Raw genomic sequence first — 12,901 nt, forward strand, 5'->3', positions numbered from 1 at the left:
CTTGGTCGTTGACTCATCTACCGGAGACCTCCTCTCTTGTCGACCTACGACACCGCGCAACCGCCACTCCAGACCACTTCTGAAACACGGCCTAGGGCTCTCGCTCGTCCCGGACGAGGCCCGGGCGGCGTCCCGGACTGCCGGTAGCGCGCGCCGCAGCGCGGCCACCTGGGAGAACATCATCGAAAAGTCCTCCTTCAGCAGCACCACGGCCTTCACCCAGGAATGGAACTACGGTTACCCCTGGGGCCGCTACCACAACGGCGCCGCCAAGATGCTCGACACCCAGGTCTCGCTCTCCGGTGGCGTGCTGACCCTGACGGCGACCCGGTTGAGCGAGAGCACCGAGGAGAGCCCCAGCGAACCGAAGGCTCCGATCTGGTACAACTCCGGCGCCGTCTTCGCCAAGGAACAGATCCTCATCAACGACCAGTTCCCCGAGTACGACATCGAGGGCGAGTTCCGCACCCAGACCGGGCTGGGCATCTGGCCCGCCTTCTGGACCACCGGCATCGCCCCCAACTGGCCCCCGGAGAGCGACATCCTCGAGTACGTCGGCGACTCCACGAACCTGTTCAACACCTGGACGAAGGAAGCCGGCGAGAACGACCCCGCGGAGCGTTACGAGCTCAGCGGCCACGACCCCGGTACCTGGCACCGGTACCGGCTCTGGATGGAGAAGGACGGCGATGACGTCATCCTCGACTACTACTTCGACTACGGCGAGAACGACGGGTGGAAGGTCACCCACCGGGGCGTCGGCTGGGCCGGCATCCCGCAGTACCTGATCATGAACTTGCAGATGGGCTCCTGGGCTTCACAGATCGACAAGAACGACCCGCTCTGGAGCCGGCAGCCCGGCCCTTCCGGCAACACCACCTTCCAGGCACGCAACGTGTGGGTCGGCCGGACCCGTAACTGGTAGGACCCCTCCTTTTCTGTAGAGGCGGCGCGCGGCAGTTCGAGAGAGCGGGTCGAGGGGTGGCATCTCGCCGGCACCTCCACGCCACAGTGCTGTCCGCGCGCCGCTGAGGAAGGGCCGGCCCTCGCTGATGGACGGCTCATCGGTCGAGGTAGTCGTGGCGGTCGTCGGCGGGGCCGAGGTGCACCCGGCCGTCGCGCACCTGCCACTCGGCCCGGCCGTCCACTTCGTGGGACACGAGGAAGAGCCCGACCACGCGGTCGCCGTCGGCGGCCGGCAGCGCGGCGGCCTGCCGGATCACGTCGAGCAACTCGTGGACGTGCTGCTCACGGACCGCGCGCGCGTAGCAGACGGCGTCGAGCCAGCCGCCCTGGGGGAAGGCCCAGCCGGGGTCCGGCGCGTCGCCGATGATGCGCTCGAACGAGCTTCTCTGGTCGCGGTCCTGGAACTCCAGCCACCCTCGGACATGGACCCACACTCCCATGGCGCCGTCAGCCGCCGGTCACGCGGACGCTGTCGCCGGTGTCCACGCCGAGGCGGGACGCCCAGGCCAGGGCGTCGTGGAGGGTGGCGGTGTCGTCCGCCAGCCGGGCGGCCGCGAGCGTGGCGGGCGCGCCGCACTTCTCCAGCAGGACGTTCCACTGCCGCGTGGTGAGCGCCAGGTAGCGCAGGTCAGGCAGGTCCGCCAGGACGGTGAGATCGGCCACCTCGGCGCGGGAGAGGTCCAGGCACCGCAGGTGGGGGAGGGAACGCAGCGGTGCGAGGTCGACCGGTGCGTGATGATCCGTGGTGGTTCCCAGGTCCAGGGCGGCGAGGTGGTGGTGGCCTGCCAGCGGGGTCAGGTCGCCGCCTGCCAGGGTGACGCGCAGCGACTCGACCGGCAGGGCACGGACAGGCGTCAGGTCGCGGGTGGCGCAGCGGTTCAGGTTCAGCCGCCTGACCTGCGGGGCGGCGGTGAGCGGGGTCAGGTCGACGGGGCTCGGGGCGTCGTTGATGTGCACGGCCTGGAGGCCGGGCGGGAGGTCGTGGGGCAGCTCGCCGATGATCTTCTCGGGGCCGAGGCGGTAGTCGGGCTGCGGGAGGTAGATGCCGTCCTCCTCCTCGTCCTCGGGCTCGTACGCGCCGCGTTCCAGCAGGTCCAGATAGTGGCCGAGGAGCGAGGTCACCGAGTCGGCGAGGTAGGCGGGGCCGTCGTCGTGGTCGCGGCCGACGCGGATGACCTGGCCCGGCCGGCCGTTCGGGGCGGGTGACATGTCCACCGCCAGGAAGTTGCCGTCCTCGCTGGTGGCGAACGGCAGCCAGGCGGGGTGGCCGCCGCAGCGCCGGACGGCGCCGGGCGGGTCGGTGTCGAAGACGACCCAGTTCCAGCCCAGCTCCCAGAAGGGTGGCATCGGCTCGCGCACGTCCTCGTGCACGGCGACCAGGCTGTCCAGCCCCAGCCAGACGGCGTTGCCGAACAGGCAGAGGTCATCGTGGAAGCCGCGGGGGTTCGCGAGCTCGTACAGGGCCCGGAGGTCGGCGGGCAGGGGACGGCCGAGGCGGCGTTCGGCCTCCTCCAGGGCGGCGGCCGAGGCGGGCGGCGGGAGCGGCTCGGGCCGTCCGATGATCGCCGCCCGCCGCTCCAGGTACGCGCGAAATCGCGCCACCGCCAGGTCCGGATCCCCGGCCGGGGCCGCCGTGCCCTCCTCCTGCGTGAAGCCGGGCTGGGGCAGCCGATAGCCGGGGTCGAGGACGACCTGGAACCCGCCGGCTCTCCCGCGCAGGCTCGTCACCGTGTCGGCGAACGCGACGAGCTCGTACTCCCCGGTGGGCAGGCACTCGATCTCCAGGTTGGTGCGCCTCCAGCCGTGCAGCTCGCGCACCGCCTCCGCCAGCCTCATGAGCTCGGTGAAGGGCGCGGGCACGTGGCCGCTCAACCGGGACGCGCCGCGAACGGCGTAACCGCCGGCCACCGAGGCGCCGCCAGCGCCCGCCACGCTGCTCAGCACCGCCCGCGTCCAGCCGGGCGGCGCCTTCGCGACGATGGCCTCGACGATCGGTCGTACGGTCGCGTCCACCATGTTCGGTCCTCGTTCTGTCGGCATCGCCGGCCAGTTTGGCAGCGTCCGCCGACAGAAACGGTGGCCCGGCCCGGCGAGGGCCGCCGCCACTCACCTGACTGGACGAGGTCCGCCGCCGCTCACCGAACTGACGGCGGCCGCCACTACGCCTGCTCGAACAGCAGCTTCGCGGCAACCGTCGCCCGGTCGTCAGCCGGGGGAGTCGCCCGTCGTCAGCCGGTCGGCGCGCCGCCGCAGGTCGGCGGCGAACTCCTCGGCCCTGCTCAGCTGGGTGCGGAGCGCCTCGCAGCGCTCGCGGGCGGCCTGCTCGAACCGGCCCAGCCGGGCCAGCAGCCACTCGCGCTCGGCCGCGTCCAGGGTCGCCGCGCCGCTCTCGTCGAGCCGGTCGGTGACGGCCAGCAACTCGCCCATCTCCTCCAGCGTGAAGCCCAGCGGCTTCATCCGGCGGATCACCATCAGCCGCGCCACGTCGGCCTCCGTGTAGAGGCGGAAGCCGCCCTGGCTGCGCGCGGAGGGCCTGACCAGGCCCACCTCGTCGTAGTGCCGGATGGTCCGCAGTGACAGCTCGGTCCGCGCCGCCACCTGCCCGATGTGCATGTGATCCCCGTCAGGCGCGGGAACCTCGCCCTCGGCGGCGGGAAGCGCTGGTCCGTCCATCTTTCGCATGACCTCACTGCTCAGCTGGTAGGGCGGTGCGGGCCGCCACCGCGAGCCCCGCCCGATCTCTACCCTAACGTTAGGGTAGAGTTGCCCGCGGCCGGACCGCATGTGGCGTGCCCTGGCTGGGAACATACCGCCACCCTGCCTCCCCGCCTGCCGCACTTGCCCCTGTGAGGGCCGCTCCACGTTGAAGGACGTCTGTTGCCCAGCTCATCCGTGCCCGCTCGCCCCTCCACGTCCCTGGCCGCCCGCCTGCGTCCCGGCCGCCCGGCCTGGCTGACGCCCTCGGTGGCGCGTACCGAGATCCTGTCCGGCCTGGTCGTGGCCCTCGCGCTCATCCCCGAGGCGATCTCGTTCTCGATCATCGCGGGTGTCGATCCCGGCGTCGGGCTGTTCGCCTCCTTCACCATGGCCGTGGTCATCGCCATCGCCGGTGGCCGCCCTGCGATGATCTCGGCGGCCACCGGCGCCATCGCTCTGGTGGTCGCCCCGCTGGCCCGCGAGCACGGCTTCGGCTACCTGATCGCCACCGTCATCGTCGGCGGCCTCATCCAGATCGTGCTCGGTGCGCTCGGCGTGGCCAAGCTGATGCGCTTCGTGCCGCGCAGCGTCATGGTCGGCTTCGTCAACGCGCTGGCGATCCTGATCTTCATGGCGCAGGTGCCCGAGCTGGTCGACGTGCCGTGGGTCGTCTACCCGCTGGTCGGCGGCGCGCTCGCGCTGATGGTGTTCCTGCCCCGCCTGACCAGGGCCGTCCCGGCGCCGCTGATCTCCATCGTCGCGCTCACCGCGCTGACCATCGGCGCTCACCTGGCCGTGCCGACCGTCGGCGACCGCGGCGTGCTGCCCTCCGCGCTGCCCGTGCCAGGGCTGCCGGACGTGCCCTTCACGCTCGGCACCCTCACCCTCATCGCCCCGTACGCGTTCGGCTTCGCCCTGGTGGGGCTGATGGAGTCGCTGATGACGGCCAAGCTCGTGGACGACATCACCGACACCCACTCCTCCAAGACCCGCGAGTCCATCGGGCAGGGCCTGGCCAACATCGTCACCGGCTTCTTCGGCGGCATGGGCGGCTGCGCGATGATCGGCCAAACCATGATCAACGTGAAGAACGGGGCCCGCACCCGCCTGTCCACCTTCACCGCCGGCGTGCTGCTCATGGTGCTGTGCATCGTCTTCGGCCCGCTGGTCTCCCAGATCCCGATGGCCGCCCTGGTCGCCGTCATGATCCTGGTGTCGTTCGGAACCTTCGACTGGCACTCCGTCGCGCCGGCCACGCTCAGGCGCATGCCCGCCGGCGAGATCGGCGTCATGGTGATCACCGTCGCCGTGGTGGTCGCCACGCACAACCTGGCCGTCGGCGTCGTCGTCGGCTCCCTGACCGGCCTGGTCATCTTCGCCCGCCGCGTCGCCCACCTCGCTCAGGTGACCTCCTGCCTCGATCCGGACGGCAAGCAGGTCGTCTACGCGGTCACCGGCGAGCTGTTCTTCGCCTCCAGCAACGACCTGGTCTCCCAGTTCGACTACGCGGGAGACCCCGGCGACGTGGTCATCGACCTGACCGGCGCCCACATCTGGGACGCCTCCTCCGTCGCCGCCCTGGACGCCGTCGAGGCCAAGTACGCCGCCCGCGGCAAGACCGTCCGGATCGTCGGGCTCAACCAGCCCAGCGCCCGCATGCACGGAGCCCTGTCCGGGGAGCTGTCCGGCAGCCACTGAGCGCGGCCACGCTCCTCTCGGTCGCGGGGAAGGCCGGGTGTACGGCTGATCGTCAGCTCGTGAGGATGACGAGCTGCTGGGTCGCTCGCGTCATCGCGACGTACCGGTCCACCGCCCCCTCGATGCCTTCACCGAAGGAGTCCGGGTCGATGAGGACGACCAGGTCGAACTCGAGGCCCTTGGACAGCTCCGGCGTCAGCGACCGCACGCGGGCCGTCTCCTGGAACGCGGGATCGCCGATGACGCAGGCCGTCCCGTCGGCGTGTGCGGCGAGCCAGGTGTCGAGGATCGAGCTCAGGTCCGAGGTGGATCCGTGGGTGACGGGGACGCCGGTGCCGCGGATGGAGGTCGGGACGTTGGCGTCGGGGAGCGCGGCCCGGATGACCGGCTCGGCCTCCGTCATGATCTCTTCCGGCGTGCGGTAGTTGACGCTGAGCGAGGCCAGGGTGATCCGGTCGAGCCCGATCCGCTCCAGCCGTTCCTGCCACGACTCGGTGAACCCGTGCCTGGCCTGCGCGCGGTCGCCGACGATGGTGAAGCTCCTGGACGGGCAGCGCTGCAGCAGCATCTGCCACTCCGCGTCGGTGAGCTCCTGGGCCTCGTCCACGACGACGTGCGCGAACGGGCCGGCGAGCAGATCCGGGTCGGCGACGGGCAGGGCGCTCTGGTCGACCAGGCTGCTGCGCAGGTCCTCACCGCGCAGCATCGTCACCAGGCCCTCGCCGTCATCGTCGGCCTCGAGCAGGTTGTCGACGACGTGCGACATGCGCTCGCGTTCGGCGGCGAGGGCGGCCTCCTGCCGGCGCCTGCGCCGGGACGCCTCCGGGTCGCCGAGCCGTTGGCGGGCGGCGTCCAGGAGCGGCAGGTCGGAGACCGTCCAGGCGTGGGCGTCCGCGCGCTGGAGCCGGCGGATGTCGTCGGGGCTGAGCCAGGGTGCGCACATCCGCAGGTAGGCGGGTACGGACCAGAGGTCGCCGACGAGGTCGGCCGCCTCGATCAACGGCCACGCGCGGTTGAACGTCTGGAGGAGCTCCCTGTTCTGCAGCAGGGACTTGCGGAGCAGGTCGGGCGAGATGTCCTCGTCGTCGTGCTTGTCCGTGAGGATCGTGAGCAGCTCCTCCCAGATCTGGTCGCGCGCCTCGTTGTGCGGGGTGCCGGGGTCCGGCGCCGCGAACGCCTCGGCCCAGTCGTCGGCGCCCAGCCAGATGTCGGACCAGTGGGTCGTGACCGTCATCCCCTTGGTGGGCGGGTTCTCGTAGAACCTGACGGCCGGCTCGATCGCCTTGACCAGGTCCGCGGACGCCTTGAGGCGCGCCACCTCCGGGTCGCTCTCGATCGCCGCCGCGGCTCCCTCGGCGACGAGGTCCCGCAGGGTGCAGGTCTGCACGCCCTCCTCGCCGAGGCTGGGCAGGACGTCGGCGACGTAGGCCAGGTAGGGCTGGTGCGGGCCGACGAACAGCACGCCGCCCTGGCGGTGGCCGAGGCGCGGGTCGGAGTAGAGGAGGTAGGCGGAGCGGTGCAGGGCGACGACGGTCTTGCCCGTGCCGGGGCCGCCGTCGACGACGAGGGCGCCGCGGGACCCCGCGCGGATGATGGCGTCCTGGTCGGCCTGGATGGTGGCGAGCACGTCGCGCATCCGGGGCGAGCGGCTGCTGCCCAGGCTGGCGATGAAGGCGGACTGGTCGTCGAGCGCGGCGTGCCCCTCGGCCCCGTCCGCGGTGAAGACCTCGTCCCAGTAGTCGCTGATCCGGCCGCGGGTCCAGCGGTACCTGCGGCGGCTGGCCAGGCCCATGGGGTTGCCGTGGGTGGCTCCGAAGAACGGCTCGGCCGCGGGAGAGCGCCAGTCGAGCAGCAGGCGGCGGCCCTCGCTGTCGGTGAGGCCGAGGCGTCCGATGTAGACGGGCTCGGGGTCGTCCGCGCCGACCATGTGGCCGAGGCACAGGTCCAGCCCGAAGCGGCGCAGCGCGCGCAGGCGAGCGGTCAGCCGGTGGATCTCCAGGTCCCGGTCCAGCGCCTGCCGGCCCGCGCCGCCGGGCGCCTTGCGCTCGGCGTCGAGCCGGGCCGACAGCTCGGCGATCGCCTCTTCGAGGCTCTGCGCGATGGCCGCGAAGTGCTGCTCGTCGCGGGCGATCAGCGCCGGGTCGGCCTTGGAGACGAGGCGGTCGGGGAGGTCGAACGCGCTGGTGGTCAGCGGGGTCACGGGTGGTCGGCTCCGATCCGTTGCTTGCGGCGGGGGGTAGGTCGTCGATTGTGCGGCACGACCGGGGTCTTGCCGCAAGCCCCCTGTTGCGCTATACGTTGAGAGTGGCAGGGGGTGTGTCGTCCTCCTTCCCCATGGTCAGCCGAGGTCGAAGGCGACGTCGGCGAGCCGGATCGTCTTCACGTCCTGGTCGGGCAGCAGCTCACGCAGGTCGGCCAGTTTCCAGCGGTCGATGACGAGCCCGTGCACGGCGCCCTCCTCGGCGGCCTGGGCGAGCCAGGGGTAGCTCAGGCCGAACTCGCTGAGATCGTCCCCCTCGTCGAGCAGCCCGACCCAGTTGCGGAACTCTCGCAGCGCCGTCTCGGGTTCGGTCTCGTGCTGGTAGATGAAATCCGATCCGGTGTTCTCCTCGATCATGTCGCGGTTCCACACGACCGCGTTGAGGGGCGGATTCGGGTCGGAGTCGTCGTAGGGCGTGGGCGGGGAGTAGATGTAGGAGACGTCAGGTCCGCCGCGCAGGATGTGCCTCCGGTTGAAGGCGATGAGCTGCTCGATGGTCATCGGGTGCGTGAACTCCACGACCGCGGTGGCGACGAGCGTCTGGGGCAGCCCGCCCATGGTCTTCCTGGCGGTTTCCTTCTGTCCCTCGTCAGGGCCCGTCTCCACGCCGTTGATCGCGTCGGCCAGGCTGCCCGACGGTCCGTCGAGCGAGGGGGCCTCGATGGTGCCGAACAGGCTCTCCACGATCTCGTACCGCTCGGGCTCACTGCGGCCGGCCAGGCGAGGCTCTCCCGACAGTGTGTAGGCCGACTGCAGTAACCGCTCGCCGGAGTCGAAACCGTCGAACAGGCGCTTGTCCGGGTTGGCGACGCGGGCGGCAGTGGCGTGCACCGTGGCCATGCGCTGGCCGCCGGAGGGGAGGAACAACCACAGCACCCGATCGGCGGCGCCCAGGGCCAGGTAGAGCACCACGGTGACCGCGAGCACCTTGCCCAGGGACCTGGCCACGTGCGCCCAGTCGGGCTCCCGGGGGTTCAGCACCGCACACTCCTCGCGACGTAGATCAAATCCGGCCGATGGCCATGATGCAGGTGATCGGTCCGGCCGTCGAAAGGGAGCGGTGTCAGTGGCCGGTGGCGCCGTCGAGGCGTTCGCGGAGCAGGTCGGCGTGGCCGTTGTGGCGGGCGTCAGAGCAGGGTCTCGCGGTGCGCGTCGAGCCAGGCGTCGGCGACGGCCCGCTCGCCGCCCGCGGGCACGGTCAGCCGGCCGTTGAGCCGCGAGATCTCCGGCGGGCGCCAGGCCATGGCTCCATCATGCCTCCAGCAGCGCCAGCCAGGTGTGGTCCGGGCAGACCCGCTCGATCTCCGCGCGGGAGAGCCAATCGGCACGGGTGCTCTCGGAGCCCGCGGGGGGCCGCGTCGGCGCGCCGGGCCCCGGCAGCACGGCGCGGAACATCGCCATGTACGCCAGCGCCGGGTAACGGTAGTCCGCGGGCGGCGCCTCCAGCAGCTCGATGCGCTGCCAGGCGAAGATCGACAGGGCGGAGGGCGGCAGGCGCAGGCCGGTCTCCTCGTGCAGCTCCCTGGCCGCCGCCCCGGCCAGGCTCTCGCCCGGCTCCACGTGGCCGCCCGGGATGTCCCAGCCCCGGCCCACGCGGTCCACGCAGGTCATCAGTGTCCGGCCGGCGGTGTCGGACACGAACGCGAACGCCGACGTGGTCCGCTCGACCGGCGGGAGGGTCTGGGACAGGATCACGTCGAGGCGGTGCGCCACCGGGATCCAGGGCACCGTCCGCGTCGCCAGCACAAGAGTCATCAGCTCACTCTGGTGGCGGCGGGAAACGGATGTCAAAACGGCTCATACGCCTTGGCGCAGTGCCCGGTTGCCCAGGTAGAGGCCGATCGCGGCGATGGCGCAGGCGGTGGCGGTGCCGTACAGGACCGAGGGGTGGGCCAGGTCGCCCGCGAACAGGGCCCGCTGGGCGTCCACGATGTAGGTGACCGGGTTGACCTGGCCGAGCGCCCGCAACCAGCCGGGAGCGGTCTCCAGTGGGAGCAGCACCCCCGAGAGCAGCAGCAGCGGGAACGTGATCGACTGGCTGACGACGTAGAACAGGGTGCCGCCAGGCGCGGACTTGATCGCCAGGACGAACGAGAGCGCCCCCAGCCCCACGCTGAAGACCACGAGCTGCAGCAGCGCCCCCAGGACGCCTGCCAGATGCAGCTCGAACCCCAGCGGCAGGGCCAGCGCGATGATCAGCACCGCCTGCACGAGCAGCGTCAGCACGGCCTTCACGCTCTTGCCGACCAGCATCGCCGTCCGGTTCAGCGGCGTGACCATCAGGCGCTCCATCGCGCCCCCGATCAGCTCGACCAGCAGCGTGTAGCCGGCGCTCATGGGGCCGGTCAGGCACATCATGACCAGGATGCCGGGCACGAACCACTGCCACGACGAGCCCACCGCCCCGTCCAGCAGCGACCCGAACAGGAACAGGAACAGCAGCGGCTGCCCCATGTCGAACAGCAGCCCGACCGGGTTGCGCAGGCTGGGCTTGATCTCGCGGGAGAAGACGGTGGTGGTGTCACGCAGGAATGTCGTCATCGGTGAGGCTTCTCCCAGTCAGGGTGAGGAACACGTCGTCGAGGGTCGGGCGGATGGTCTCGGCGGTGGCGACCTTGATGCCGGCGGCGTCCAGCGTCCGCAAATAGTCGGGCAGCGCGGCGGTGGCCTTGGCGACCCGCCGGCGCACCGTGAGGCCGTCGGCGGTGCCGCCGCCGATCCGCGCGGCCGTCTCCGCCTCGCGCTCGGTGCTGGTGGTGATGACGATGTGGTCGCCTGCCAGGTCGTTCTTGAGCTGCTCCGCTGTGCCGTCCGCGATGATCCGGCCGCCGTCGATGATCACCACCCGCTCGGCCATGCTGTCGGCCTCCTCCAGGTAGTGGGTGGTCAGGAACAGCGTGGTCCCGTACGTCTCGCGCAGGCGCAGGATGTGCTCCCAGATCTCCGCGCGGCTCTTGGGGTCGAGACCGGTCGAGGGCTCGTCGAGGAACAGCAGGGCCGGGCGGTGGATGAGGCCCAGGGCGATGTCGAGGCGGCGGCGCTGGCCGCCTGACAGGGTGCCGGGCACGCGCTTGGCGAGCGGCGCCAGGTCGAGCAGGTCGAGCAGCTCGCCGGCGCGGGCGGCGGCCTCCTTCGGGCGCAGGCCGTAGCAGCGGCCCTGGGTGACGAGCTCGTCGCGGACGAGGAAGTCCTCGCCCGCGCTGTTGCGCTGGCCCACGTACCCGATGCGGGCCCGCACCCCCGCCGGGTCGGCGGCCACGTCGTGGCCGGCCACCGTGGCGGTGCCCGAGGTGGGTGGCAGGAGGGTGGTGAGCATGCGCAGGGTGGTGGACTTGCCGGCGCCGTTCGGCCCCAGGAACGCGACGAGCTGGCCGGCCTCCACGTCGAGGTCGATGCCGCGGACGGCCTCCACGCTCTGTTTCTTCATCTTGAACACTCGGGTCAGTCCCCGGGCACGGATCATGGTCGCCCTCCTCCGGGCATGGCGAAGAAACCCCTGGTCGGGGGCGTTTGCAGGATCGGGATCGAGTCCCAGTCTGTGCAGCTTCCGGGAGGTTTGGCAAACGCGAATGTTGTGTTCATATCGGGCTCCTACCTGCGGAAACACCGTCAGGAGCGGCACCGGTGACGTCATCAATTCAGGCCCTCCGAAGTGCGGTTTCTCCCCGTTGCCGGACCGATTTCTGCGAACATCTCGCGCATGTGCGATCTCGTCGTGCTCGTCAACGGCCTGCCCGGGTCCGGCAAGACCACGGTGGCCCGGGCACTCGGGCGGGCGCTCGGCTGGCCCGTCATCAGCAAGGACGCCATCAAGGAGACGCTGGCCGACGTGCTGGTGAGGCCCGAGTGCGTGCCGCCGCCCGAGTGGAGCAAGCGCCTGGGAGCGGCCGCGGGGGAGAGCATGTGGACCCTGCTGGCCGCGGCCGGTCGCGGCGCGGTGCTGGAAAGCCCCTGGCTGGCGCCGCTGCGGCCGGTGGTGCTCGCCGGGCTGCGGCGGGCGGGCGTCGAGGCGGGCCCGCGCGTGCGCGAGGTCTGGTGCGACGTGCCGCCCGAGCTGGCCAGGCGCCGGTACGAGCGGCGCGTACGGCACGAGATCCACCTCGACGGCGAGGTCGGCGACGAGCGGTGGCGGGAGTGGGCGGCCGGGGCGCGACCCCTGGGGCTCGGCCCCGTCTTTCGGGTCGCGACGTCGCAGGAAATTGATATTCCCGGACTTGCGAAATTGTGTACGGCTCCGCAATGATCTCCGGCGTGAAACGTCTCTTGTTATTCGCGGTAATTGCTACGGTCGGCATGACCGGCGTCGCGCAGGCGGCCGACGGAGTGCCCGGTGTGGACGTCAGCAACTGGACGGGCGACATCGACTGGGCAAGCGTTGCCGCCGGAGGCGGGAAATTCGCGTTCGTGCAGGCCACCGAGGGGGCTGACTACACCAATCCGCGTTTCGCCGCCCAGTACGACGGAGCCGCGGCGGCCGGGCTCATCCGCGGCGCCTATCACTTTGCGCAGCCGCACGAAACCGACGGGACGGCGCAGGCCGACTATTTCCTGCAGCACGGCGGCAACTGGGTCAGCGACGGCCGGACCCTGCCGGGAGTGCTCGATATCGAGGACAATCCGTACAAGGACACGAACGGCAAGAACAACTGTTACGACCTGTCCGTCGAGGACATGGTCGCCTGGCTCAAGGCGTTCACGAAGAAGTACCACGAGGCCACCGGCCGGCACGCGATCATCTACACCACCACGAGCTGGTGGCAGACGTGCACGGGGAACTCCGACAAGTTCAGGTCCAACCCCCTCTGGCTGGCCCGCTGGGGCAGCGATCCGGGCGAGCTGCCGAAGAGCTGGAAGAAGCACACGTTCTGGCAGTCGTCGGACAAGGGGCCGCTGGTCGGCGGCGGGAACACGTTCAACGGCTCGGAGTCGCAGCTCGCCACGCTGGCCAACCCGCCGGCCTCGGTGACGGTGTCGGGCCAGGCCAGGAACAGGAAGACCTACACGGTCACGATCAAGAACACGGGGCCGCATCCGGTCAAGGACGTCAAGCTGTCGGGGAAGGCGTTCGGCGGGCAGACCGTGGTCAAGGCGCCCGGGTGCGACTTCAGCGGCACGGCGGTGCGCTGCACCCTCGCCGAGCTGCCGCGCGGGCAGAAGAAGACGTTCACGTTCACCACCAAGCCCAGGAAGTCGAAGGGCACCGTGGGCATGTACGTGACGGTCGGCTCGGTGAAGCTCACCCTCAAGGCCCGATAAGAGGCAGTATCAATCCCAAGAGCG

Annotated in this window: 12 protein-coding genes; 4 read left to right on the top strand and 8 right to left on the bottom strand. The window is 70.9% G+C overall.

From position 1 onward, the window contains the following. Window positions 1-274: 274 nt before the first annotated feature. Entirely contained in the window at window positions 275-925 is a 651-nt protein-coding gene (locus AB0I79_RS50120; protein WP_357889837.1) for a family 16 glycosylhydrolase, read from the top strand. 136 nt (window positions 926-1,061) lie between these two features. Here AB0I79_RS50120 and AB0I79_RS50125 read toward each other — a convergent pair whose 3' ends face one another. From AB0I79_RS50125 to AB0I79_RS50135, 3 genes are all read right to left on the bottom strand, one after another. After that, window positions 1,062-1,406 carry a hypothetical protein gene (locus AB0I79_RS50125; protein ID WP_357889840.1) on the bottom strand — a complete coding sequence of 115 codons (345 nt, stop codon included), beginning with the start codon at window positions 1,404-1,406 and terminating at the stop codon, window positions 1,062-1,064. A 7-nt stretch (window positions 1,407-1,413) separates the two neighbouring features. Next, complete coding sequence (locus AB0I79_RS50130; RefSeq protein WP_357889843.1) at window positions 1,414-2,982, bottom strand: SMI1/KNR4 family protein; 1,569 nt, start codon at window positions 2,980-2,982, stop codon at window positions 1,414-1,416. Window positions 2,983-3,171: 189 nt separating this feature from the next. Then, entirely contained in the window at window positions 3,172-3,579 is a 408-nt protein-coding gene (locus tag AB0I79_RS50135; protein ID WP_357890133.1) for a MerR family transcriptional regulator, read from the bottom strand. A gap of 303 nt (window positions 3,580-3,882) precedes the next feature. Between AB0I79_RS50135 and AB0I79_RS50140 the strand changes: the two genes are divergently transcribed. Beyond that, on the top strand, window positions 3,883-5,361 hold the full coding sequence (locus tag AB0I79_RS50140; protein ID WP_357890137.1) for a SulP family inorganic anion transporter: 1,479 nt from the start codon (window positions 3,883-3,885) through the stop codon (window positions 5,359-5,361). A gap of 52 nt (window positions 5,362-5,413) precedes the next feature. Here AB0I79_RS50140 and helR read toward each other — a convergent pair whose 3' ends face one another. From helR to AB0I79_RS50165, 5 genes are all read right to left on the bottom strand, one after another. Then, window positions 5,414-7,561, bottom strand: coding sequence for an RNA polymerase recycling motor ATPase HelR (helR, locus tag AB0I79_RS50145; RefSeq protein ID WP_357889846.1), 2,148 nt, complete (start codon window positions 7,559-7,561; stop codon window positions 5,414-5,416). Between the two features lie 138 nt (window positions 7,562-7,699). Then, on the bottom strand, window positions 7,700-8,602 hold the full coding sequence (locus AB0I79_RS50150) for a hypothetical protein (RefSeq protein WP_357889849.1): 903 nt from the start codon (window positions 8,600-8,602) through the stop codon (window positions 7,700-7,702). Window positions 8,603-8,872: 270 nt separating this feature from the next. Continuing rightward, window positions 8,873-9,376, bottom strand: coding sequence for an NUDIX hydrolase (locus AB0I79_RS50155; RefSeq protein WP_357889852.1), 504 nt, complete (start codon window positions 9,374-9,376; stop codon window positions 8,873-8,875). A gap of 42 nt (window positions 9,377-9,418) precedes the next feature. Further along, the gene (locus tag AB0I79_RS50160; protein ID WP_357889855.1) at window positions 9,419-10,162 is read right to left on the bottom strand and encodes an ABC transporter permease; all 744 of its coding nucleotides are present in this window, start codon (window positions 10,160-10,162) and stop codon (window positions 9,419-9,421) included. Continuing rightward, window positions 10,143-11,084: an ATP-binding cassette domain-containing protein gene (locus tag AB0I79_RS50165; protein WP_357889858.1), complete on the bottom strand. Its 942-nt coding sequence runs from the start codon at window positions 11,082-11,084 to the stop codon at window positions 10,143-10,145. Before AB0I79_RS50165 ends, AB0I79_RS50160 begins: the two co-directional genes overlap by 20 nt. A 237-nt stretch (window positions 11,085-11,321) precedes the next feature. Between AB0I79_RS50165 and AB0I79_RS50170 the strand changes: the two genes are divergently transcribed. Both AB0I79_RS50170 and AB0I79_RS50175 read left to right on the top strand, forming a co-directional pair. After that, on the top strand, window positions 11,322-11,864 hold the full coding sequence (locus tag AB0I79_RS50170) for an ATP-binding protein (protein ID WP_357889861.1): 543 nt from the start codon (window positions 11,322-11,324) through the stop codon (window positions 11,862-11,864). 50 nt (window positions 11,865-11,914) lie between these two features. After that, window positions 11,915-12,877 (top strand): lysozyme, encoded by a 963-nt coding sequence (locus tag AB0I79_RS50175; protein ID WP_357889864.1) that lies wholly within the window; start codon window positions 11,915-11,917, stop codon window positions 12,875-12,877. The last annotated feature ends 24 nt before the right edge of the window (window positions 12,878-12,901 follow it).

Source organism: Nonomuraea sp. NPDC050202 (assembly GCF_040656115.1).
Lineage (GTDB): Bacteria > Actinomycetota > Actinomycetes > Streptosporangiales > Streptosporangiaceae > Nonomuraea.

Coding starts and splice junctions, on each gene's coding strand:
- AB0I79_RS50120 (WP_357889837.1), top strand. CDS start 275: ATGCTCGACACCCAGGTCTCGCTCTCCGGTGGCGTGCTGACCCTGACG.
- AB0I79_RS50125 (WP_357889840.1), bottom strand. CDS start 1,406: ATGGGAGTGTGGGTCCATGTCCGAGGGTGGCTGGAGTTCCAGGACCGC.
- AB0I79_RS50130 (WP_357889843.1), bottom strand. CDS start 2,982: ATGGTGGACGCGACCGTACGACCGATCGTCGAGGCCATCGTCGCGAAG.
- AB0I79_RS50135 (WP_357890133.1), bottom strand. CDS start 3,579: ATGCACATCGGGCAGGTGGCGGCGCGGACCGAGCTGTCACTGCGGACC.
- AB0I79_RS50155 (WP_357889852.1), bottom strand. CDS start 9,376: ATGACTCTTGTGCTGGCGACGCGGACGGTGCCCTGGATCCCGGTGGCG.
- AB0I79_RS50160 (WP_357889855.1), bottom strand. CDS start 10,162: ATGACGACATTCCTGCGTGACACCACCACCGTCTTCTCCCGCGAGATC.
- AB0I79_RS50165 (WP_357889858.1), bottom strand. CDS start 11,084: ATGATCCGTGCCCGGGGACTGACCCGAGTGTTCAAGATGAAGAAACAG.
- AB0I79_RS50170 (WP_357889861.1), top strand. CDS start 11,322: ATGTGCGATCTCGTCGTGCTCGTCAACGGCCTGCCCGGGTCCGGCAAG.
- AB0I79_RS50175 (WP_357889864.1), top strand. CDS start 11,915: ATGACCGGCGTCGCGCAGGCGGCCGACGGAGTGCCCGGTGTGGACGTC.